This window comes from Amycolatopsis umgeniensis, from assembly GCF_014205155.1.
Classification (GTDB): Bacteria; Actinomycetota; Actinomycetes; order Mycobacteriales; family Pseudonocardiaceae; genus Amycolatopsis; species Amycolatopsis umgeniensis.
Genome location: NZ_JACHMX010000001.1, coordinates 2497446 through 2520225, shown reverse-complemented (window position 1 = coordinate 2520225; position 22780 = coordinate 2497446). Strand labels below are relative to the sequence as shown.

The window sequence follows — 22780 nt, the reverse complement described above, 5'->3', positions numbered from 1 at the left end:
TACATTCAGCATTCGTGCAAGGGATCGAAACGGTGAGCGCCCGAACGGTCGAAGAGGCCGCGAAACGACTGGCCGGGGTGGTGACCCGCACGCCGCTCGAGCCGAACGAGCGCCTCTCGGCGCGGGTCGACGCCAGGGTCTGGCTCAAACGCGAAGACCTCCAGACAGTGCGTTCGTACAAGATCCGCGGTGCCTACAACTTCATCGTCCAGCTCGACGCCGCCCACCGGGAACGCGGCGTTGTCTGCGCGAGCGCTGGCAACCACGCGCAGGGCGTCGCGTACGCGTGCCGCCGTCTCGGCGCGAACGGCCGCGTCTACGTGCCCGGCACGACTCCCCGGCAGAAGCGCGAGCGGATCGCGACGCTGGGCGGCTCGCATATCGAGGTCATCGTCGTCGGCGAGACGTACGAAGACGCCTTCACCGCCGCGAAGCACGACGCGGAGAGCACCGGCGCGACGCTGGTCCCCGCTTTCGACGCGCCGGAGACGGTCGCGGGGCAAGGCACGGTCGCAATGGAGGTCGTCGCGCAGCTCGGATTCATCCCGGATGTCATGGTGGTGCCGGTCGGCGGTGGCGGTCTGCTCGCGGGGATCGCCGCGTGGGCCGCGGAACGGGCACCGGAGATGCGGATCGTCGGCGTCGAACCGGCGGGCGCGGCCTGTATGGCGGCCGCGGTGGCGGCCGGTGAGCCCGTGCGGCTCGAAGGCGTCGACACGTTCGTCGACGGCGCGGCGGTCGCGCTGGCGGGCTCGGTGACGTATCCGCTGGTCCGCGACGGCGGGGTCGAGCTCACCGACGTCGCCGAGGGTGCGATCTGCACGGAGATGCTCGCGATGTACCAGTCCGACGGCGTGATCGCCGAACCCGCGGGCGCGCTCGCGACCGCGGCGCTGGGCTCGGCGGTGAAGATCGACCCCGGGCAGATCGTGGTGTGCGTCGTCTCCGGCGGCAACAACGACGTCAGCCGCTACGGCGAAGTGCTCGAACGGTCGCTGATCCACGAGGGACTGAAGCACTACTTCCTGGTGGGGTTCCCGCAGGAGCCCGGCGCGCTCAGGCGGTTCCTCGACGAGGTCCTCGGGCCGGACGACGACATCACGCGGTTCGAGTACGTCAAGCGCAACAGCCGTGAGACCGGTCCGGCGCTGATCGGCATCGAACTCGCGCGTGCCGGTGATCTGGAAGGCCTGCTGCACCGCCTGGAAGTGAGCCCGCTGCAGGTGGAGCGCGTGGAGCCGGGCAGCCCGCTCTTCCACTTCTTGGTGTGACACCACGCGTTCAGTCCTCTGGATGCGGTACTTGCGCTTGCCACTACCGCATCCAGAGGACGAAACGCGGCTAGCGGAAGGCGGCGAGGTGGGCTCGCGCCCAGTTCGCGAACGGCCGCGGCTCGCGTCCGGTGAGGTCCTGGACGGCGCCCGTGACCTCCGAGTCGTCGAACTCACCCTCGGCGAAGAAGCGGAAGAAGGCGTCGACGTACTTCTCCGGCATCTCCGCGCTCATCGTCACGCGGGCTTCGGCGTCCGAAAGCGGCTCCAGCCGCAGGTCGCGGCCCAGCAGTTCGCCCAGCACGCGCAGCCTGTCGGCGGGCCGGAGCGAGCCGGGACCGGTGATGGCGTACGCGCGCCCCTCGTGTCCCGGCGTGGTCAGGGATTCCGCGGCGACGGCGGCGATGTCGTGCGGATCGATCGTCGCCACCGGCACGTTCGCGAACGGCTCGCGTACGACGTCACCCGTTCGAAGCTGCGCTGCCCACTGCAGCGTGTTCGACATGAACCCGCTCGGCCGCAGGAACGTCCAGGCCAGTTCGGACGCGCGCACCGACGCCTCGGCCGCCATGTGCATCCCGGCGACGGCGTTGTCCGGGTGCCCGCCGACGACCGAACGCGACGACAGCAGCGTGATCTGCTCGACGCCCGCGTCCCGCATCACCGCGAGCGCACCCGCCATGTCGTCGTAGCCGCCGAGCAGGAACACCGCCCGGACGCCGTCCAGCGCGGGTTTCAGGCTGGTCGGTTCGTTGAGATCGCCCGGCACGCCTTCGGCCCCGTCCGGCAGCGGCCGGGGCGTGCGGACCAGCGCTCTGACGGGATGTCCGCCGCGCGCCAGGATTGTGGTCAGTTCCGAGCCGACGTTCCCGCCTGCTCCGGTCACCAAGATCATTCAGTTCTCCCCAGTGCGGTGGCCGCCGTCACACCGCGACGGCCGTCGTCGGCAACCCTGCCAGGGAGATCAAGTCGGCTCAAGGCGCCTTGGGCACCGCCGGGTACGGGACGAAGGTGCTGGTGTTCTCGTCCACGGTCAGCTGCTTGCCGATCGTCGGGAACGCGCGCTGCGAGCAGGCCGGGCGTTCGCAGACTTTGCAACCCATGCCGATCGGGGTGGCCGCGTCGCGGTCGTCGAGATCGAGCCCGGTCGAATAGATCAGCCGTTTCGCGTGCCGTAGTTCGCAGCCGAGGCCGACGGTGAACGTCTTGCCGGGGCTGCCGTAACCGCCGATGTTGCGCGACACCGTCCGCGCGATCCAGAAGTAGCTCTTGCCGTCGGGAAGGGTCGCGATCTGGGTGAGGATCTTGCCCGGCTGGGTGAACGCCTCGTAGATGTTCCACAGTGGACAAGCACCGCCGACGCGGGAGAAGTGGAAACCGGCCGCGGACTGGCGTTTCGACATGTTCCCCGCCCTGTCGACGCGCACGAACGAGAACGGCACGCCGCGGTTCTTCGGCCGCTGCAAGGTCGAGAGCCGGTGGCAGACCGTCTCGAAGCCGACGCCGAAGTGGTCGCACAGCCGCTCGATGTCGTAGCGGAAGCGTTCCGCGGTGGAGAGGAACGGTCCATAGGGGAGGATCAGGGCGCCCGCGAAGTAGTTCGCCAGCCCGACCCTCGCCAGCGAACGCGCGGCCGGGCCGGAGAAGGCCCACGAATCGGCGAGTTCGGTGATCAGGTCGTCGTAGTCGAGCAGCGCGATCTGCGAGGCCATCCGGAACGCCTGCTGCCCGACGCGCAGGCTCGGTGCCAGCCGCAACACCCGCGGCCCCGGTTCGTACCGGTGCTGTTCGCCGTTGGCCTCGTCGATGCCTTCGTTCGTGACGTCGACGCCGTAGCGCTGGATCAGGGTGTCCTTCAGTGCCACGAGCACCCGGCCGCGCTGCAACGGGATGTCGTGCGCCATCCGTTCGGCGCGTTCGTCCAGCTCGGCGACGTAGTTCTCCCGCTCGTAGAAAAAGTCGCGGACCTCTTCGTGCGGCAACGACCCGGCCGCGCTGCCGTGCATGCCCAGCCCGTTCTCCGTGGTCAGCGCGGCGGTGTTCTCGACCGAGTTGCGATAGCTGCGATGCAGTTTGACCAGGGCCTGGGCGATCGTCGGCAGGTTCGTGGCGAGGTCGTTGAGCTCGCTGGTCGTGACGTCGACGCCGAGCACCTCGTCGAGCAGCGCCTCCTTCACGTCCGCCACCAGCCGGGCGGTGTCGTTGTTCGCGAAGAACTCGGTGTCCACTCCGAACGCTTGCGTGATGCGAAGGAGCACCGGGACGGTCAGCGGACGCGAGTTGTGCTCGATCTGGTTGAGGTAACTGGGTGAGATCTCCAGCACACGGGCGAGATCCGCCTGGCTCATCGACCGGCTTTCCCGCAGATGCCGCAGCTTCGCTCCGGCGAAGGTTTTGTCCACTGAGGCCTCTCTGTCCGCAAGGTTTCCGGGCCTGAACGATTCAGTGAACGGTCAAGCCCGTGGATTTTCGCTCCACTTGCGAACCTGTGATTCGCAACCTTTGCAAGATGCTACGGAAGCTTCGCAGAAATTGGCAAATTGGAGGCCTGGATCGGATTTCCCCTGTCATGTCAGGGTCGGATCAGGAAAGGCGATCACTCGCAAACTTCGCAACACCGGGAGAATCCGATGACTGAGCACGCGCAGCAGCTCGAGAAGGCGGCGGCCGAACTGACCAAGCAGTGGGAGTCCGACCCCCGCTGGGCGGGAGTGAAGCGGTCGTACTCTGCCGCTGACGTGGTCAAGCTGCGCGGCAGCGTGGTCGAGGAGCACACGCTCGCCCGCCGCGGTGCCGAGAAGCTTTGGGACCTCCTGCACACCGAGGACTACGTCCACTCGCTGGGCGCGCTGACCGGCAACCAGGCGGTGCAGCAGGTCCGCGCCGGCCTCAAGGCCATCTACCTGTCCGGCTGGCAGGTCGCCGCCGACGCCAACCTCTCCGGCCAGACCTACCCGGACCAGAGCCTCTACCCGGCCAACTCGGTGCCCGCCGTCGTCCGCCGCATCAACAACGCGCTGGGCCGCGCCGACCAGATCAACTGGGCCGAGGGCAACACCGACACCGACTGGTTCGCCCCGATCGTCGCCGACGCCGAAGCCGGCTTCGGTGGCCCGCTCAACGCCTTCGAGCTGATGAAGGGCATGATCGCCGCCGGTGCCGCGGGTGTGCACTGGGAGGACCAGCTCGCGTCCGAGAAGAAGTGCGGCCACCTCGGCGGCAAGGTGCTGATCCCGACCAAGCAGCACGAGCGCACGCTGAACGCCGCCCGCCTCGCCGCGGACGTGCTGAACGTGCCGTCGCTGATCGTCGCCCGCACCGACGCCCAGGCCGCGACGCTGATCACCAGCGACGTCGACGAGCGTGACCGCAAGTACGTCACCGGCGAGCGCACCGCCGAGGGCTTCTACAACGTCACCAACGGCATCGACCCCTGCATCGACCGCGGTCTCGCCTACGCCGAGTACGCCGACCTGCTGTGGATGGAGACCTCCAAGCCGGACCTCGAGGTCGCCCGCCAGTTCGCCGAGGCCATCAAGGCGAAGTACCCGGACCAGATGCTGGCCTACAACTGCTCGCCGTCGTTCAACTGGAAGAAGCACCTGGACGACGCGACGATCGCGAAGTTCCAGCGCGAACTCGGCCACATGGGTTACAAGTTCCAGTTCATCACCCTGGCCGGCTTCCACGCCCTGAACTACTCGATGTTCGACCTGGCGCACGGTTACGCCCGTGAGGGCATGACCGCCTACGTCGACCTGCAGGAGCGCGAGTTCGCTTCGGAGGACCGCGGTTACACCGCCACGAAGCACCAGCGCGAGGTCGGCACCGGCTGGTTCGACAACGTCGCGACCGCGCTGAACCCGGAGAGCTCGACCACCGCGCTCAAGGGTTCCACCGAGGCCGAGCAGTTCTGATCCCTCGCAAGCAGTGAGCAGGTGGCGGTCTTTCGACCCCGGGAGACCGCCACCTCCCATCCCTTTATCTCTTTCGCGAAGCCAGCGGAGGCACACCATGGTTGAGAAGCTGAACTACCGGATCGACGTCTGCGGACCCGCCGGTGACCGGTTCGCCGAGATCCTCACCCCGGCCGCGCTGGACTTCGTGGCCAAGCTCGACAACGCGTTCGCCGGACGCCGCCGTGAACTGCTCGACGCCCGCCGTCTGCGCCGCGAAGAGCTGCAATCCGGCGAGAAGCCGCTGGGTTTCCTGCCCGAGACGCACGCCGTCCGCGACGACAGCAGCTGGTCGGTCGCCCCGGCCGCGCCCGGTCTCGAAGACCGCCGCGTCGAGATCACCGGCCCGACCGACCGCAAGATGACGGTCAACGCGCTCAACTCCGGCGCGAAGGTCTGGCTCGCCGACTTCGAGGACGCGACCTCGCCGACCTGGCACAACGTGATCGACGGCCAGCTCAACCTGTTCGACGCGATCCGCCGCAACATCGACTTCACCACCGAGGCCGGCAAGCGCTACACGATCGGCGACGAGCCCGCGACGATCGTCGCCCGCCCGCGCGGCTGGCACCTGGTGGAGAAGCACATCCGCATCGACGGCCGCCCGGTTTCGGCGAGCCTGGTCGACTTCGGCCTCTACTTCTTCCACAACGCGCGCCAGCTGCTGGCCCGCGGCAGCGGCCCGTACTTCTACCTGCCGAAGCTCGAGAACCACCTCGAAGCCCGGCTGTGGAACGACGTCTTCCTGCTGGCGCAACGGGAACTCGGCATCCCGCGTGGCACGATCCGGGCGACCGTGCTGATCGAGACGATCACCGCCGCGTTCGAGATGGAGGAGATCCTCTACGAACTGCGCGAGCACATCGCCGGGCTCAACGCCGGCCGCTGGGACTACATCTTCAGCGTCATCAAGAACTTCTCGTCGCACGGCGCGGACTTCGTGCTCCCGGACCGCGCGCAGGTGACGATGACCGTCCCGTTCATGCGGGCCTACACCGAGCTTCTGGTGCGCACCTGCCACAAACGCGGGGCGCACGCCATCGGCGGCATGGCCGCGTTCATCCCGAGCAAGGACCCGGAGATCAACGCGACCGCGCTGGAAAAGGTCCGTCAGGACAAGGAACGCGAGGCGAACGACGGTTTCGACGGATCGTGGGTCGCGCACCCCGGCCTCGTCCCGGTCTGCCGCGAGGTGTTCGACGGTGTCCTCGGCGGCTGGCCCAACCAGCTCGGCAAGCTCCGTGAGGACGTCGTCGTCACCGCCGAGGACCTGCTCGACGTCGCCAGCGCCGGTGGCGAGGTCACCGAGGCCGGTGTCCGCGCCAACATCAACGTCGCGCTGCGCTACATCGACGCCTGGCTGCGCGGGACCGGTGCGGCGGCGATCCACAATCTGATGGAGGACGCCGCCACCGCCGAGATCGCCCGTTGCCAGATCTGGCAGTGGATCCGCAACGGCACCAAGCTCGAAGACGGCACCGCGCTCACCCGCGAGCTCACCGTGTCCTATTTGGACGAAGAGCTGGCGTCGGTGCGGTCCGAACTGGGCGAGGCCAACCGTCTCGGCGACGCCTACGAGATCTTCACCGAGACCGCGCTGGGCGAGAAGCTGCCGAGCTTCCTGACGACCGGTGCGTACGCGCGGTACCTGACCACGCACTGACAGGCTCCGGCCGCCCCTACCTGACGCGGGGCGGCCGGGTTCCACACCGGTTTGGGACGGTGTGGCCCAACGGGTCCGGTGGCGGAGGCTCCCCGCCACCGGACCCGCTTCACGCGCGCGCTCCTTCCGGTAGCGCTGTCGGGCGCGCGCCGTCGCGGAGGCCCCGTCCACCCCCACACCGTCGTGGGCGGGGCCTTCGTCGCGTGATCAGACCCGGAACTCGCGTGATCAGACCCGGAACTCGCGATGCGGTCCCCAATCACGTGAGTTCCGGCTCCAATCACGCGAGTGCGGTCTCTGATCACGCGAGTCACGGTTTTCGTCCTGGTCGCGAACCCGGTGCGGACCAGCGGAAAGGGACGAACCGGTCACGGACCGCGATTAGGTAGCGGTACCTAGTGATACCCCCGTTGTTTCCGCGGCGGGTCGCGCGGATGCTCGGCGCCGGGTGGGAAATCCGCCCGGATCCCCGAGGAGCCACCATGAAGAAGCAGTTGAGAAGGGTCTTGGCCACAGCTTTCGCCGTCCTCGCGGTCGCCCTCGCCGCACCGGCCGTGTCGGCTTCGGTGACGGTCTCGGCGCAGCCGGACTGTGTCCGTCCCTGCCACTTCTGATCTTCGTCACCTAGAGCAGTTCCGTGGGTCGCGCCCCTCGCGATCCGCGACGCTCGTGGAGGGGGTCCGGGTCCCCCGACGGCCCGGATTCCCCTCCGCCCCAGCGCGTTCAGTCCTCTGAAGGCGCGGGTTCACGGCTCGAAAGCGTTGCCCGTCGCGATCTTCGGGCGGCCCAGTTCCACCGGTTCGCCGGTCTTCGTACGCCGGTAGACCGCGGCGGTCGCCTCGGCGATCCGGCCCCAGTCGAAATCCGCGGCCAGCCGCGATTGCGCTGTCAGCGCCCGTCGTGCCGCGGCGACCTCGTCGTCCAGCACCGCCTCGACGGCGTCTCCGAGGGCGTCGACGTCGCCGGGGCTGAACGCCAGGCCGGTTTCGCCGTCGACGACGACCTCGCCGAGCCCGCCGGCGGTGGACGCCACGAGCGGCGCCTTCGCGGCGGCCGCCTCCAGCGCGACGATCCCGAACGGTTCGTACCGGCTGGGCAGCACGACGGCGTCGGCCGCGGCCAGTACGGCGCGCAGTTCACGGTCGGACAGGTGCCCGACGAAGTCCACCGCGCGGCGGACGCGCAGTTTGCGCGCCTGCTCGACCAGTTCCTCCAGATGCCTGCCCTTGCCCGCGACGACCAGCCTGGTCCCCGGTTTGGCGCGGCGGATCCGGGGGAGCGCGGCGAGCAGGTCCTGCACGCCCTTCTCCCATTCCAGCCGCCCGAAGTAGAGCAGCAGCGGCGCGCCGGAGGGGCTGTAGACCTCGCGCGCGTGCGCGACCTCTTCCGCGGGCACCTGCCAGGTGCGTTCTTCGATGCCGTTGTGGATCACGGTGACCGCGTCGCCGTCGACCTCGAACAGATGCGACACCTCGCGGCGCATGGCCTGCGAGCACGTGATCAGCGCGTCCGAGCGGTTCGCGAGCCACCATTCGACCGAGTGAACCTGCTGGTTCAGCGGATGCGAGAGCCAGCCGGAGTGCCGTCCGGCCTCGGTGGCGTGGATCGTGCCGACCAGCGGGACCCGCGCGGCCTCCGCGATCGCGATCGCGGGGTGGGTGACCAGCCAGTCGTGCGCGTGCACGACGTCCGGCTGCCAGGTGCGCAGCAGATCGGTCGCGGCGCGGACCATCGCGTGCCCCATGGCCAGCGTCCACGCGACGAGGTCCCGTTCGAAGGTCACGTGCATCGGATCCTCGGCGACCCGGATGATCCGCACGCCCTCGACCACGCGATCGGTCCTCGGGTGGGTTTCGGCGTCGGTGCCCGCCGTGTGACGGCACAGGACGACCACGTCGTGCCCCTGCCGGGCGAGGTGCCTGGCCAGGGCGTGGACGTGCCGTGCGAGTCCGCCGACGACCACGGGTGGGTACTCCCACGACAACATCAGCACGCGCATGGGTGGAGGTTACTCGTCAGTCGGTCGTCACCGGGACGGGGCGAGCACCCCCGGCGGTAAAGTCGATCATGATCTTCGCGAGGGCGACAGGGACGGCGATCTTTGCCACCATCGGGCTGATGACGTCCTCGGTGAACGCGGCCGAACCGGCCTTCAAGCCCGTCGAACCGGTCCTCTCGACCCCGTGGTCCGCCCAGGTCGGACCGGGCAACGCCCTGCCGGAGTATCCGCGCCCGCGACTGGTCCGCGAACGCTGGCTGAACCTCAACGGCGTCTGGGAGTACGCGGGCGACCGCTCGCCCGGCCGGAACGGATACGGCGAGCGGATCCTGGTGCCGTACCCGCCGGAGTCTGCGCTCTCCGGTATCGGACGGCACGACGAGACCCTGTGGTACCGCAAGGTTTTCCAGGTTCCGTCCGGATGGGACGGTCAGCGGGTGGTGCTCCACTTCGGCGCCGTCGACCAGTCCGCGACGGTCTGGGTCAACAACCAGGAGGTCGCCGTCCACGAAGGCGGGTACACGGCCTTCAGCGCGGACATCACCGACGTGCTGCGGCCGTCGGGATCGCAGGAACTGACCGTCCGCGCGGTGGATCGCACCGACGCCTCGACGCACGCCGTCGGCAAGCAGCGCAACGACGCGAAAGGCATCTTCTACACCGCCGCGTCGGGGATCTGGCAGACCGTCTGGCTGGAGCCGGTGCCGTCCGCGCACGTCGGGGATCTCCGGATGACCCCGGACCTCACCGGGGTGACGGTTGTGCCCAAGGTCACAGGTGGCGCGCGGGCGGAGGTGATCGTCAGCGAGCCCGGTGGCCCGGAGGTGGCACGCGTCGTGGGCGACGCGGGACGGCCGTTGCGCGCGGAGGTGCCTTCGCCGCGTTTGTGGACGCCGGACGATCCCCATCTCTACGACGTCGAAGTCCGGCTGCTCGACGAGAGCGGCAACGTTCTCGACGTCGTCGAGTCCTACACCGGGCTCCGCACGATCGGGACGGTCACCGACGCCGAGGGCAGGCCGCGGATCGCGCTCAACGGCCGGATCACCTTCCTCCACGGCCCGCTCGACCAGGGCTACTGGCCGGACGGGATCTACACCGCCCCCACCGACGAGGCGCTGCGCTTCGACCTGGAGAAGACCAAGGAACTCGGCTTCAACTTCGTCCGCAAACACGTCAAGGTCGAGCCGGAGCGCTGGTACCACTGGGCGGACAGGCTGGGGCTGCTCGTCTGGCAGGACATGCCGTCGCTCACCGTCTCCTTCGACGGCCCGCCCGGGCCCGCGCCCGATCCGGTGCCGGAAGCGAAAGCGCGCTTCGAAGCCGAACTGACCGAGATGATCGAGCAACTGCGCGGGGTGACCTCGATCGTCGGCTGGGTGCCGTTCAACGAGGGCTGGGGCGAATTCGACACCGCGCGGATCGCGAAACTGGTCAAGGAACTCGACCCGGCGAGGCTCGTCGTCGCGAACAGCGGGGTGAACTGCTGTTTCTCACGGCCGGACACCGGCGCGGGCGACGTCTACGACGATCACACCTACGTCGGGCCGGGGAAGCCCGCGGTGAAAGACCATCGGGTGATCGTCGACGGCGAATACGGCGGACTCGGCCTGGTCCTCGACGAGCACCGCTGGCCGGGGAAACCCCAGGCCTACGAGATGACGCTGACCTCGACACAGCTGACCAAGCGCTATGCCGAGGTCAGCGGACACCTCGAGCGGCTCGTCGCCGGAACCGGCCTTTCCGGCGCGATCTACACCCAGACCACCGACGTCGAGAACGAGGTCAACGGCCTGCTCACCTATGACCGGCGGGTGGTGAAGGCGGATCTGCCGACCATCGCCGCCCGCAACCGCGCGGTCATCGAAGCGGGTCAGTCCGGCTGAGCCTCCACCGGACCGCCGGAATCACGGACCCGGACGGGCACCCCGAGCAGCTGAGAAGGCAGTCGCCCGGGGTCGTGACCAGGGGTCATCCACACGTCGATCGTGGGTGCCCCCTCGGCCTCGCCCTGCCCGACCCCCACCACTCCGGGGACGTCGTCGAGCCACTGTGACGCCGTGGCGAGGGCGGCGTCGACGGTGTCGTTGTCGGACACGTCGGCCACTACGGGTGCACCCTGATCCCGAGCGCGGCCTCGACCAGCACGATCCGGTTGACCACGGTGACCGTCGGCGAACCGGCGAACAGGAGGCCGACCGCGTTCTCGTTGAGATCCGCGACCAGGCTGCCGGAGTCGCCGCCCGCGGAGAAGGCCGTGGTCAGCAACTGCTGCGCGAACCGGGCCACCCTGCCGCCGCCGTAGTTGACGTCCACCGTCGCGTTGATGTTGGTGATCCGCCCGGTCGTCCAGTTCGTGGTCCGGCCGGTCTTCTGCACGACGGTGCCGACAGCGGGCGCGACGTTCGTGCCCTTGAGGTCGCCGACCCAGTAGATCCGCCGGTCGAGGTCATGGAACTGGCCTTCGGCGATGGCGGCGTCGACGAGGTTCAACGGCGCGGGCTGCCCTGCCTGGATGAACTTGATCGGGACGAACCGGCTGAGCTTCGCGATGACGTCCGCGGGCACCGTGCCGCCGTCGAACGGCCCCGGTTGCAGGATCGGGTCGCCGATGGCGGCGGCGTTCGAGTTCGCCAGAACGTGGTTGTTGGACAGGATGTAGTAGCGGGGAGGGATCCCGGGGAACGCGGTGGCGTCGTACACGGCGGTTCCGTAAGTGCCCGCGGTGATCTTGAAGTGGCCGACGCTCACGCCGCCGAACGCCGGGCGGAACCGTTTGGCCAGCGTGAACGGGCCGACCTGTTCGTGCGCCAGTTCTTCGGGATGGCTCAGCGTCGGCGCCGAGGACTCCTCCAGCATGCCGGGCAGTCCGTTGCCCTTCGTCTGGGTGAGACCGCGGCCCGCCTGGAGAACGCCGACCTCCTGCACGTCGGTGGGAACACCGGACACGGTCTGGGGAATGACGTCCTGTTTGCGGATCAGGTCGCGGGGGAGCTTGGTCTCGACGAGGACCGTGAGAGCCTTCTCCTCGGTGTCCTTGCCTTTCGACCACTTCGTACCGAGAGCGACACCCACGACGTTCTGGCGGGCCAACAGGCCTTCTTCCTCCGCCGCCTGTACTTCGGCCAGTGAGTGGAATTCCTTCGGGATCATGTTGCTTTCGATCATGTCGGCCACACTTTTCTGCTTGTCGGCGTTGACGAAAGTGCGAGCTCTGATGAGCTTTTCCAGTGGTGTGCGGGGAGCCCCGACGAAAGAGTCTTCCCCTGTACGAGGGGTCGCGCCATAGTGCAATCGGGTAGACCACTTCACCCGTGAATGTCAGGATTTCCCTTGTGTGTCAAGGTTTTGTGATTGATCCACCGGCCATCGCGCGGAGGGTAGCGATATTCAGGGACTTTGGTCACCGGTTTTCCGGAAAAGGAAACGGGCGGGTTTCCGTCAGTTCGATACGGAAACCCGCCCGCCGGGAACAATCGTGCTTCAGGCGCCGATCGTCGCGTCGATCGCCTTGGTGATCACTTCGTCTTCGGGCTCGGTGCGCGGGCGGAATCGCCCCACCACTTCACCGGACGGGGCGACGAGGAACTTCTCGAAGTTCCACTGCACGTCGCCGGCGGCGCCTTCCGCATCGGCGGCCTTGGTCAGTTCGGTGTAGAGCGGGTGACGGCTTTCCCCGTTGACGTCCAGCTTCGCGAACAGCGGGAACGAAACCCCGTACGTCGTCGAGCAGAAGGTCTGGATCTCCTCGGCGGTGCCCGGCTCCTGGCCCGCGAACTGGTTGCACGGGAACCCGACGACGGAGAACCCCTTGTCCGCGTAGCGTTCCTGCAGCTTCTCCAGGCCGGTGTACTGCGGCGTCAGACCGCATTTCGACGCCACGTTCACCACCAGCAGCGTCTTGCCCTCGAGCCCGCCCAGCGTGGCGTCCTCACCCGCGAGCGTCTTCAGCGGAATGTCGTGGATCCCCATGGTTCCCCTTTCGTCATTTCCTGAGCAGGTCACGCGCGTCGACGTGCCCGAACGGGCCGTCGTCACGACGGAACGCGGCCGCCGTCTCCCCGGCACGCTCGTGCGCGCCGTCGCGGAGGAGTCCGGCGAGCGTGTCGAACCGGTCGGTGTGCGCCTTCGCGCGCCGTCGCGCGTAGTCGGCGGCGGAATCCTTGGTGACCATGAACGCCCAGTCGCTCGAAAGCGCCAGCATCGCCTCGGCGACGGCCTGGTCGCGGACGGCGTCGCGGGTCGTCGTGTCCATCCCGGAGACGAGATCGAGCATCCGGTGCTGCAGCGCGGTGTTGTCCCGCACCATGTCGGCGACCTGCTCGCCGTCCCAGACCCGCCAATCCTTGCCCGAGCCCCATGACGACGCGGGGAGGTCGACCTTCCCGCCGAGGTGGCCCGCTTCGAGCGCGCCCTTGAGCGTGGTGACGCGGACGCCCGCTTCGGGCAGCGCGCGCAGGACGCCTTCGAGCCACGCCGGTCCCTCGTGCCACCAGTGCCCGAACAGTTCCGTGTCGTACGCGGCGACGACGAGCGACTCGCGGCCGTGCTCGGCCTTGAGCGAGCGCAGCCGGGCGACGACGGTGTCGACGAAGTCCTGGACGTGGCCGCCGAGCGTGGCCGCCGCCATCGCCGGGTCGTACGGCGCCTTGTCGGGCGGCTCGACGGTCTTGCCCGTCACCCGAGACGGCTTGAGGCCGACTTCGTGCGCCCAGGTGTGGAAGTCGCGATAGGCGGCGTTGCCGGGGTAGCCGGCCTTCGGCGACCACACGCGGTACGTGACTTCGAGGTCGCGGCCGAAGCAGACGACGTCGGAATCGCCGACGGTCCGTGCCGCCGAGGTGTCGCCGTGCAGGGAGGGCCCGTCGACCATGAACCGCTGGACGCCCGCGGCCGCGTATCCGGCTTCCATACCGGGCGCGTAACCGCATTCAGGTGCCCAAATGCCTTCGGGACGCTGTCCGATCCGCAGCGCGGTGTCGGCGAGGCCGCCGCGCAGCATGAAGTCCCGGACAGCCGGGTCGAGCAGCGGCTGGAACGGATGTGCCAGCGGCCCGCCGAGCAGTTCGATCGTCCCGCTGTCCACAAAGGACCGGAGGATCGGCGAGAAACCGTGTCGCCAGCGGGTTTCGAGCTCTTCGGATGCCTTGGTCGCCGTCCGGTACTCGCTCGCGGCGAGATCGCGCAGCAGCGGGTCTCCGCGCCAGAGCGTCGACGCGTGCCAGGCCCGCAGCTGCCAGTGGCCGAGCCAGTCGTGGAAGGCGCCGATGCAGTACGGATCGTCGAGCTGGGCGGCGAGGATCGGGGTCATGCCGAGGGTGAGCACGTCCTCGCGGCCCTCGTCGGCGAACCGGCGCAGGAGGTCGACCATCGGCAGGTACGAATGCGCCCAGGCCTGGTAAAGCCATTCTTCGCCGACCGGCCACGAGCCGTGATGCGGCAGCCACGGCAGATGGCTGTGCACGACGAGGCAGAAGGTGCCCTCGTACTCGCTCATCGGCGCACCGCCACGGCGACCAGATCGAGGCTGGCGTCGAGGTCTTCGCCGTGGATGGCGAAGTCCGCGGCCCGGATGCCTTCGACGTCGGCGAGCAGTTCCGGGGGCCAGGTCGCCTGGCCGGGTAGTTGCCCCATGACGACGTCGAGCTGCGCGTCGATGATCGAGCCGCCGTACTCGGCGTCGAGCTTCGCCACGCCCTCGCCGTGATGGAGACCGTGCAGCGTCTCGACCTCGAAACCGGCGTCACGCAGCAGTCCGTCCAATTCGGACGGTGCGAGTTCCCTGGTGTGGAACGGGTTGAGCGGGGTGTCGCTGTCCGGGGTGAAGGTCAGCCTGTTGGGTGTGGTGACGATCAGCCGTCCGCCGGGAGCCAGCACGCGGCGGCATTCGGCGAGGAAGGCGCCCTGATCCCAGAGGTGCTCGATCACCTGGAAGTTGGCGACGACGTCGATCGAGGCGTCCCGCAGGGGCAGGAACACGAGGTTCGCCCTGGTCACGCCGATGCCGGGGTAGCGGCGGGCGACGTGCTCGGTGGTGGGGACGTCGTAGTCGAGCGCGAGCACCCGCGCGGCGACGGTGGCGATGAGCCCGGCGCCGTAGCCCTCGCCGCAGCCCGCCTCCAGGACGATCTTGCCTTCGCACAGCGGGAGGAGGTGGTGATACGCCGCTTCGTGGCGGCGAAACCAATAGTTCTCCTCGGCGATGCCCGGCACGGTGCGTTCACCCGTGAGGTGCAGCGCTTCGGCCCTGGTGGCTGGGGTGGTCACGCCGCGACCCTACCGGCCGGTCACTTCGGCTCGCGTGTCACGTTTCGCGGCGCTGTCCAGTCCAGGGGGTATGCAACGGACACTCACTCGCGTACTGCTCGTCGTCTTCGGCCTCATCGAACTGCCCGTCGGGCTGTGGCCTCTGCTCAGCCCTCGCGGGTTCTACGAGGACTTCCCCGGCTTCCGCACCGGCTGGGTGTCGATGGACGGCCCCTTCAACGAACATCTGCTCCGCGACTTCGGCGGCCTCAACCTGGCGCTTTCCGCCATCCTGATCGGCGCGGCCGTGATCGGGACGACAGCCGTGGCCAGGCTCGCGGCGCTGGCCACGTTCCTCTTCGGACTGCCGCACTTCCTCTACCACCTGGGCCACGTCTCGCATTTCGAGCCGACGGACCAGGTGCTGATCGTCGTGACGACGGCGCTGGGCGCGGTGCTCCCGCTGGTACTGGTGCTGATCCCCGGGAAGCGGCCTACACCGGAGACACCGTGATCCCGATGGCTCCGGGGCCGAGGTGGGCACCGAGGATCATGCTGGCGTCGACAAGGGTGCTGTCGACCATATGCGGCAGCCGTGCCCGCAACCGCCCGCCGATCTCGAGGTCGCGTTCGTCGGGGCCGAACCGGGTGATGGCGATCTCGACGTCCTGATCGCCCGCGCATTCCACCGCGAGGTCGACGAGTTTGTTGAGCGCCCGTCGCTGCCCCGGCACCCGGGTCAGCGGGGCGACCTCGCCGTTCTTCAGCGTCAGCAGGGGTTTGATCGAGAACGCCGAACCGAGGAACGCCTGCGCCGCGCCGATCCGGCCGCCGCGCCGCAAGAACTCCAGCGTGTCGACGTAGAGGATCTCCCGGCTGCCCCGGAACCGGCGTTCGGCCGCGTCGATGACCCGGGTGGCCTGCCCGCCGGCGGCGGCGACCTTGGCCGCCGAGGTCGCCGCGAAGCCGAGGCTCATCCCGGTGGTACCGCTGTCGAGGACGTGGACCGGGACGTTCACCTGCTGGGCGGCTTCGCGGGCGGCGTTCACCGTCTCCGACATCCGTCCCGAGATGTGGATGCTGACGATCGCCGAGGCGCCCTTGCTCGCGGCGTCCTGGAACGCCCAGAAGAACGCGGCGACCTCCGGAGGCGCCGTCTTCACCGGTGTCCCGGCGCGTAGCTGGTCGATGATCTCTTCGCGGTCGTAGCGGTTCTCTTCGTCGAACTGCTCGCCGACCTGCAGTTGGACCTGAACGACGCCGATTCCCCAGCGTTCGGCGACCGGGACGGGGAGGCAGGCGGTCGAGTCCGTGATCACGGCGACGGCGCCGGGCATGGAACGCATGGTGGGGCAGGTTAGCTCGTCACTCTCGCCGGGAGTACCCCGGAATACGGCCGTTCGGGTTAGTCGGCCGGTTACACTCACTTCCGGGTGAAATACCTGGACGATGGTCCCACTAAAACGTGCATCCAGGTGAATGAGGTCACCTCGGCGGGCCGCGGCGCCGAAATGGCCCTAATCTACCGGCCAGTAGAGCTGTTGCCCCGTGGCCGACGCCGGCCACCAACGGGAGGTCGAAGTAGACCCATGACGAACATCGTTGTCCTGGTCAAGCAGGTACCGGACACCTACTCGGAGCGGAAGCTCTCCGGTGCCGACAACACTCTTGACCGCGAATCCGCCGACGCCGTGCTCGACGAGATCAACGAGAAGGCCGTCGAAGAAGCCCTGAAGATCAAGGAAGCCGGCGAGGGCGAGGTCACCGTCGTCTCGGTGGGTCCCGACCGCGCGACCGACGCGATCCGCAAGGCGCTGTCCATGGGTGCCGACAAGGCCATCCACGTTTCCGACGAGGCCCTCCACGGCTCCGACGCGATCGCCACCGCCAAGGTGCTGGCCGCCGCGATCTCGAAGGTCGAAGGCTTCGACCTGGTCATCACCGGTAACGAGGCCTCCGACGGCCGCGGTGGCGCCGTTCCGGCGATCATCGCCGAGCTGCTCGGCCTGCCGCAGCTGACCCACGTGAACGAGCTGACCGTCGACGGCACCTCGATCAAGGCCGACCGCTACACCGAGGACGGCGTCACGCACCTCGAGGCGAACCTGCCCGCGGTGGTGAGCGTCGGCGAGAAGATCAACGAGCCGCGCTACCCCTCCTTCAAGGGCATCATGGCCGCGAAGAAGAAGCCGGTCGAGACGCTGACCGTCGCAGACCTGGGCCTGGACGCCGGCGAGGTCGGCCTGGGCAACGCCTGGTCGTCCGTGCTCGAAGCCACCCCGAAGCCGCCGCGCACCGCTGGTGAGCGCGTCGAAGACGAGGGTGACGGCGGCAGCAAGGTGGCCGCTTACCTGGTCGCCCAGAAGCTCATCTGAGACAGGTTTCGAGGAGGAATAGGGAAATGGCTGAAGTACTCGTCCTCGTCGACCACGTCGACGGTGAAGTCAAGAAGGTCACGCTCGAGCTGCTGACCGCCGCCCGCGAGCTCGGCGAGCCGTCCGCGGTCGTCGTCGGCCCGACCGGCACCGCCGCCAAGGCGAAGGAAGCCCTCGCCGCGCACGGCGCCGCCAAGGTGTACGTCGCCGAGGGCGACAACGCCACCGGCTTCCTGGTCACCCCGAAGGTGGACGTCCTCGCCGCGCTGGCGGAGCGGACCTCCCCGGCCGCCGTGCTCGTCGCGGCCAGCGCCGAGGGCAAGGAGGTGTCCGCCCGTGTCGCGGTCCGCCTCGGCTCCGGTCTGCTGTACGACGCCGTCGGCGTGAACGGCGACGGTAGCGTCGACCAGTCCATCTTCGGTGGCGCGTTCTCCGTGAAGTCCAAGTCCACCAAGGGTGTCCCGGTCATCTCGGTCCGCCCCGGCGCGGTCGAGGCGACCCAGGCCGACGGCGCGGCCGCCGAGGAGACCGTCGAGGTCCCCGCGGGCGACCCGGCGAAGTCCGCCAAGATCACCGGCATCGAGCCGATCGTCGGCGGCGACCGTCCGGAGCTGACCGAGGCCTCGGTCGTCGTCTCCGGTGGCCGCGGTGTCGGCTCGGCCGACAAGTTCGACGTCGTCGAGACGCTCGCCGACTCGCTCGGTGCCGCCGTCGGCGCTTCCCGCGCCGCCGTCGACTCGGGCTACTACCCGGCGCAGTTCCAGGTCGGCCAGACCGGTAAGACGGTCTCGCCGCAGCTGTACATCGCGCTGGGCATCTCCGGGGCGATCCAGCACCGGGCGGGCATGCAGACCTCGAAGACCATCATCGCGGTCAACAAGGACGCCGAGGCGCCGATCTTCGAGATCGCCGACTTCGGTGTGGTGGGCGACCTGTTCAACGTCGCGCCGCAGCTGACCGAAGAGGTCCAGAAGCGCAAGGGCTGATCTTCAGGCTTAGCGGGGGCCGTCCGGGATCAATTTCCCGGACGGCCCCTTTTCTGTGATCCGAAAGTGATGTTCCACCCTGAGAGAAGCCTGAGAACCCGCAATTAACTGAACGTGCACTATTCGGCCATCGGGCGCATTGTCGTTGGTACCCCCCGAGGGGTAGACCTTGCTTATGACGACGTCACAGCTCCTCGTCAGTACTGACCAGGCAGGTGTCGAACTCCCGGCCGACGCGCCGCGTTACTCACTCCTCGTCGCCAACGGAAACGAAGAAGTCGTTGCCGCGCAACGCCTTCGGCATCGGGTGTTCGCCGAGGAAATGGGAGCGACGCTCAATTCCCCCGTACCCGGCCTCGACGTCGATTACTTCGACGAGTTCTGCGACCACCTCGTGGTGCGGGACGACAACACCGGCGAGATCGTGGGTACCTACCGGATGCTGCCGCCCGATCGGGCGGTACGGGCGGGAAAGCTCTACTCGGACAGCGAATTCGACCTCACGGCGCTCGACTCACTGCGTCCTTCGCTGGTCGAGACGGGCCGCTCGTGCGTGCATCCCGACCACCGCAGCGGTGCCGTGGTGAGCCTCGTCTGGGCGGGGATCGGGCGCTACATGCTGCTGGCCGGGCACCGGTACCTCGCGGGCTGCGCGTCCGTGCCGCTGACCGACGGCGGGGCATACGCGGCGGGCGTCTGGGATGTCCTGCGCGCCAAGCACTACGCGGACGAGTCGCTCCGGGTGACCCCGCTGAACCCGTGGCGGACCGAAGGGCTCGAGCGGCCCGCCCGCGCGATCCTCCCGCCGCTCATCAAGGGGTACACGCGGCTGGGCGCCAAGATCTACGGCCCGCCCGCGCTGGACGCGGATTTCGGTGTCGCGGACTTCTTCGTCCTGCTGGATCTGCACAACGTCGACGAGCGTTATCTCAAGTTCTTCCTGGGAGTGCAGGGATGACTCACGCCTGGATGCCGAAGTCGCCGTGCGGCGACGGCTGCCTGACCGAAGGGGCGCCGACGGTGGCGTTCCCGCGGCGCGTCCTGCGGTTCGCCGCGGCGATCGGCGTCATCGCCGGCGCTTTCCTGGCCGCGCCGCTGGTGCTCGTGCTGCGCGGCATGCCCCGGGAACGGTTGGTGCGCCTGCTGTTCGCGGGGATCCTGAAGTCGTTCGGGGTGCGGCTGCGCGTCCTCGGCGACGAGCGTTTCCGCGCCGTGCCCGGCCGTGGCGCGCTCGTGGTGAACAACCACATCTCGTGGCTGGACATCATCGCGGTCAACGCGATTCAGCCGATGCGGGCGCTCGCCAAGAAGGAGGTCGGCGCCTGGCCGGTGCTCGGCCTGCTGGTCCGCCGCGGCGGCAGCATCTTCCTCGACCGGGAGAACCTGCGCAGCCTGCCCGCGACGATGGACGAACTCGCCGACGCGATGCGCGGCGGATCACTCGTCAGCGTGACCCCGGAGGGCACCACCTGGTGTGGTCTCGGCTCGGGCCGCTTCCGTCCGGCGGCGTTCCAGGCCGCGATCGACGGCGGTGTCCCGGTGCGGCCGCTCGCCCTGCGCTTCCGGCTCGCCGACGGACGGGAGACGACGCAGCCGGCGTTCATCGGACCCGAGTCGCTCATCGCCTCGCTGCGGCGGGTGGCGGCGTTGCGCGGTCTGGTGCTGGAGGTGCACGTGTGCCCGGAGATCGCGCCGGGCCGCGCGTCGGACCGGCGGGAACTGGCGCTGCTGGCGGAATCCGCGGTGCAGGCGGCGCTCGGCCGGGTGCAGATCCCGGTGCAGCGGCGGCGGCGTGCCCCCGCTCCCACCCCTGCCCCGGCCCCCGCGCGGACTCCGGCGGGCTGAAGGGAACTTTCCCCGCATGAGACGTGGTGAAAGCGTCCTTCGCCGTGTCTCATGCGGGTATGGGCCCCTTCAGCTCACTCGAAGGTCAGCGTGATCTTCCCGCCCGCGTGCCCGGTGAAGCTCTCGCGGTGCGCCTCGGCGACATCGGTGAGCGCGTAAGCCGACCCCAGCTTGAGCTTCAGCCCCCGCGAGACGAGATCCTCCAGCACCGCGGCGCTTTCCTCGCCACCCGCCGAGAACTTCAAGCCCTGCGCGTACGCGGCCGGGTCGGCGATGGTGATCAGCCGGTCGGGTGATCCGAGCAGCGCGACGGAATCGGCGAGGACCCCGAAGCCCGCCGCGTCGAACACCGCGTCGACACCGTCCGGAGCCACCGAGCGGACCCGCTCCACCCAGCCGTCGCCGTACTGCACCGGCACCGCGCCGAGCGCCTTCACCTCATCCAGTGACGAAGCGCCCGCCAGCCCGATGACCGTGGCGCCCAGCGCGACCGCGGCCTGCGTCGCGATCCGGCCGACCTGGCCGCTCGCCCCGTGGAGCACGATCGTCTCGCCCGGCTTGACTTCGAGTTCGCCCAGCACCCGCAACGCCGTCTCTCCCACGATGGGCAGCGCGGCGGCTTCGGCCCACGAAAGACCGGCGGGTTTGCGGATGAGCTTGCTCGCCAGCGCGTACTCCGCGTACGCCCCGGAGTCGGACCAGCCGAAGACCTCGTCCCCGACAGCGAATCCGGCGTCTTCGCCCACCGCGTCCACCACACCCGCCAGTTCCAGGCCGAGGATGTGCGGGAATTCGACCGGGAGGACCTCCGCCATGGCGCCGGACCGGATCTTCCAGTCGATCGGGTTGACGCCCGCGGCCTTGACCGCGACCCGCACCTGACCCGGGCCGGGCTCCGGCACCGGGACCTCGGCCGCCTCGAGGACCTCGGTGTCGCCGTACTGGCTGATGGTGATCGCTCGCATCGTTCACTCCTCATCGGATTTTCTTCGCTGCGATCAGTCAACCGGCGCCCGCACCCCGCCCGAACCGCTCGGACGAGCAGTGTTCACTAGCCGGGAGAGCAGCGTCGCTCACCGAGGACGCGCCTACTGTGGAGCCATGGACGAGTGGTCGGATCCGCTGTACGTGCTGAGCCAGGTCGAGCACATGCTCGCCGCCACGCGCGCCGAATTCCTGCCGCGGTTCTCCGCGGCGGCCGCGGCCGTCCTGCCGCATCGGGCCGCCGCCATGGAGACCGGCGACTGCTCCCGTATCCCGATCAAGGTCGACGGCGATCCGGCTATCACCGGCTCGGTCACGAGCGCCGAACTGCAGCGGCTCGCCGCGCTCGGCGTCCCGGGGCAGGCGGTGGTGACCGAGGCGACACTCGGCGGCAAGCGCCGGAAACTCGTCGTCCTGAGCTCGGCTCCGGTGATCGGCAACGGCGCGATGATCGCGCTCGTCCCCACCGAGGACGCGCCCGCGGAACTCGCGCTCGGGATCGTCGCCAAACTGTGGGACATCGTGAGCGTGAACGCCGCCCAGCGCGCCACGGATCCCGAACCCGAGATCATCGCGAGCAACCTGGCGGCCGCGACGGCGCGGGCGCAGACGATCACCGATCTGGGGCAGACCCACGCGACCACCCTGGCGTCCCTGCTCGCCGTGCTGCGATCCCGTCAGCTCGGCGACGCCGCCGCCCGCCAGACCGCCACCGATCTCGCCGCGGCCGCGCTCGTCGAACTGCGCTCGGTCGCCGATCGTGATCGGGAGCTCTCGGCGGAACCCGCTTCGGCGGCGTTCGACACCCTCGCCGCGCAGCTGGATCCCTTGGTGCGGCACAACGACGTGACCGTCGACCTCTCCGGACCAGGCGACGAGCGACCGCTCGCGCAGGACATCGCGCACACCGCGCGCACGGTCACCCGGGGTCTCGTGCTCGCCGCGCTGGAACGCGGCAGCACCCGCGTCCGGGCGTCCTGGCTGATCGACGGCGGAGCTCTCCGGATCACCGTGCGCGACGACGGCCCGGACGTCGCCCGCGCCGTGCCCTCCACCGGTCTCACCGAGCGGATCACCCCGCTCGACGGCCGCTGGGAGGTCGACGCCGTACCCGGCTGGGGCGCCACGATCACCGCGATCCTGCCGCTGGGCGTCGCGGAAACCCCGGAGCTGCGCCCGCTGGACAGGCTGAACTCACGCGAACTCGAAGTCCTCGCCGGGATCGCCATGGGCAAGAGGAACCGGCAGATCGCCGAGGAGCTCCAGCTGACCGAGCACACCGTGAAGTTCCACGTGCGGAAGATCCTCGGGAAGCTGGAAGTCACGTCGCGCGGCGAGGCCGCCGTGCTGGCGCGGGAGCTGCGGCTGGAGGTCGTCGGTCACGTGTCGTGAGTGGGCCGCGGGTGCCCGTGGCTTCGCGTGGCGGTGAGGTGTCGGTCCGGCCCCGTCGGTCGC

The 22780-nt window shown here is 69.0% G+C and carries 21 protein-coding genes; 11 read left to right on the top strand and 10 right to left on the bottom strand.

Annotated features, from left to right (window positions below):
* Positions 1–14 precede the first annotated feature (14 nt).
* A complete protein-coding gene (ilvA, locus tag HDA45_RS11300) occupies positions 15–1271 on the top strand; it encodes a threonine ammonia-lyase IlvA (RefSeq protein WP_184894446.1) in 1257 nt (418 codons plus the stop codon).
* 70 nt (positions 1272–1341) lie between these two features.
* On the opposite strand, the gene HDA45_RS11295 is transcribed toward ilvA, so the two are convergent.
* Positions 1342–2166 carry an NAD(P)H-binding protein gene (locus HDA45_RS11295; RefSeq protein ID WP_184894444.1) on the bottom strand — a complete coding sequence of 275 codons (825 nt, stop codon included), beginning with the start codon at positions 2164–2166 and terminating at the stop codon, positions 1342–1344.
* 79 nt (positions 2167–2245) lie between these two features.
* A complete protein-coding gene (locus HDA45_RS11290; protein ID WP_184894442.1) occupies positions 2246–3673 on the bottom strand; it encodes a short-chain fatty acyl-CoA regulator family protein in 1428 nt (475 codons plus the stop codon).
* Between the two features lie 228 nt (positions 3674–3901).
* Between HDA45_RS11290 and aceA the strand changes: the two genes are divergently transcribed.
* From aceA to HDA45_RS42785, 3 genes are all read left to right on the top strand, one after another.
* On the top strand, positions 3902–5188 hold the full coding sequence (aceA, locus tag HDA45_RS11285; RefSeq protein ID WP_184894441.1) for an isocitrate lyase: 1287 nt from the start codon (positions 3902–3904) through the stop codon (positions 5186–5188).
* A gap of 97 nt (positions 5189–5285) precedes the next feature.
* On the top strand, positions 5286–6890 hold the full coding sequence (aceB, locus tag HDA45_RS11280) for a malate synthase A (protein WP_184894439.1): 1605 nt from the start codon (positions 5286–5288) through the stop codon (positions 6888–6890).
* Positions 6891–7372: 482 nt separating this feature from the next.
* Entirely contained in the window at positions 7373–7504 is a 132-nt protein-coding gene (locus HDA45_RS42785; RefSeq protein WP_281400719.1) for a hypothetical protein, read from the top strand.
* Between the two features lie 131 nt (positions 7505–7635).
* Here the strand turns inward: HDA45_RS42785 and HDA45_RS11275 are convergent, their stop codons facing one another.
* Entirely contained in the window at positions 7636–8889 is a 1254-nt protein-coding gene (locus HDA45_RS11275; protein ID WP_184894437.1) for a glycosyltransferase family 4 protein, read from the bottom strand.
* Between the two features lie 119 nt (positions 8890–9008).
* On the opposite strand from HDA45_RS11275, the gene HDA45_RS11270 reads away from it, so the two are divergent.
* Positions 9009–10775, top strand: a complete 1767-nt coding sequence (locus HDA45_RS11270; protein WP_184905504.1) for a glycoside hydrolase family 2 protein — start codon at positions 9009–9011, stop codon at positions 10773–10775.
* On the opposite strand, the gene HDA45_RS11265 is transcribed toward HDA45_RS11270, so the two are convergent.
* The 5 genes from HDA45_RS11265 to HDA45_RS11245 form a co-directional block, all read right to left on the bottom strand.
* A complete protein-coding gene (locus HDA45_RS11265; protein ID WP_184894435.1) occupies positions 10763–10996 on the bottom strand; it encodes a hypothetical protein in 234 nt (77 codons plus the stop codon). The two genes, HDA45_RS11270 and HDA45_RS11265, sit on opposite strands and share 13 nt — an antisense overlap.
* Positions 10996–12057: a chymotrypsin family serine protease gene (locus HDA45_RS11260; protein WP_184894433.1), complete on the bottom strand. Its 1062-nt coding sequence runs from the start codon at positions 12055–12057 to the stop codon at positions 10996–10998. Before HDA45_RS11260 ends, HDA45_RS11265 begins: the two co-directional genes overlap by 1 nt.
* Before the next feature lie 315 nt (positions 12058–12372).
* The gene (locus HDA45_RS11255) at positions 12373–12861 is read right to left on the bottom strand and encodes a glutathione peroxidase (protein ID WP_184894431.1); all 489 of its coding nucleotides are present in this window, start codon (positions 12859–12861) and stop codon (positions 12373–12375) included.
* A 13-nt stretch (positions 12862–12874) separates the two neighbouring features.
* Positions 12875–14386 carry a 1,4-alpha-glucan branching protein domain-containing protein gene (locus HDA45_RS11250; protein ID WP_184894429.1) on the bottom strand — a complete coding sequence of 504 codons (1512 nt, stop codon included), beginning with the start codon at positions 14384–14386 and terminating at the stop codon, positions 12875–12877.
* Positions 14383–15156, bottom strand: a complete 774-nt coding sequence (locus tag HDA45_RS11245) for a methyltransferase domain-containing protein (protein ID WP_184894427.1) — start codon at positions 15154–15156, stop codon at positions 14383–14385. Before HDA45_RS11245 ends, HDA45_RS11250 begins: the two co-directional genes overlap by 4 nt.
* A gap of 70 nt (positions 15157–15226) precedes the next feature.
* Here HDA45_RS11245 and HDA45_RS11240 point away from each other — a divergent pair, with 70 nt between their 5' ends.
* Positions 15227–15649: a hypothetical protein gene (locus tag HDA45_RS11240; RefSeq protein WP_184894425.1), complete on the top strand. Its 423-nt coding sequence runs from the start codon at positions 15227–15229 to the stop codon at positions 15647–15649.
* Here HDA45_RS11240 and HDA45_RS11235 read toward each other — a convergent pair.
* Positions 15630–16481 carry a DegV family protein gene (locus tag HDA45_RS11235; RefSeq protein ID WP_184894423.1) on the bottom strand — a complete coding sequence of 284 codons (852 nt, stop codon included), beginning with the start codon at positions 16479–16481 and terminating at the stop codon, positions 15630–15632. The genes HDA45_RS11240 and HDA45_RS11235 overlap by 20 nt on opposite strands.
* Before the next feature lie 243 nt (positions 16482–16724).
* Between HDA45_RS11235 and HDA45_RS11230 the strand changes: the two genes are divergently transcribed.
* The 4 genes from HDA45_RS11230 to HDA45_RS11215 all read left to right on the top strand — a co-directional run bounded on the left by HDA45_RS11230 (position 16725) and on the right by HDA45_RS11215 (position 20341).
* Positions 16725–17510, top strand: a complete 786-nt coding sequence (locus HDA45_RS11230) for an electron transfer flavoprotein subunit beta/FixA family protein (protein ID WP_184894422.1) — start codon at positions 16725–16727, stop codon at positions 17508–17510.
* A 26-nt stretch (positions 17511–17536) separates the two neighbouring features.
* Positions 17537–18496: an electron transfer flavoprotein subunit alpha/FixB family protein gene (locus HDA45_RS11225; RefSeq protein ID WP_184894420.1), complete on the top strand. Its 960-nt coding sequence runs from the start codon at positions 17537–17539 to the stop codon at positions 18494–18496.
* Positions 18497–18671: 175 nt separating this feature from the next.
* The gene (locus HDA45_RS11220; RefSeq protein WP_184894418.1) at positions 18672–19454 is read left to right on the top strand and encodes a GNAT family N-acetyltransferase; all 783 of its coding nucleotides are present in this window, start codon (positions 18672–18674) and stop codon (positions 19452–19454) included.
* Entirely contained in the window at positions 19451–20341 is an 891-nt protein-coding gene (locus HDA45_RS11215; protein ID WP_184894416.1) for a lysophospholipid acyltransferase family protein, read from the top strand. The genes HDA45_RS11220 and HDA45_RS11215 overlap by 4 nt, the downstream gene beginning before the upstream one ends.
* 74 nt (positions 20342–20415) lie before the next feature.
* Here HDA45_RS11215 and HDA45_RS11210 read toward each other — a convergent pair whose 3' ends face one another.
* Positions 20416–21306 carry an NADP-dependent oxidoreductase gene (locus tag HDA45_RS11210; RefSeq protein WP_184894414.1) on the bottom strand — a complete coding sequence of 297 codons (891 nt, stop codon included), beginning with the start codon at positions 21304–21306 and terminating at the stop codon, positions 20416–20418.
* A gap of 136 nt (positions 21307–21442) precedes the next feature.
* On the opposite strand from HDA45_RS11210, the gene HDA45_RS11205 reads away from it, so the two are divergent.
* Complete coding sequence (locus HDA45_RS11205; protein WP_184894411.1) at positions 21443–22717, top strand: helix-turn-helix transcriptional regulator; 1275 nt, start codon at positions 21443–21445, stop codon at positions 22715–22717.
* Positions 22718–22780: the final 63 nt, after the last annotated feature.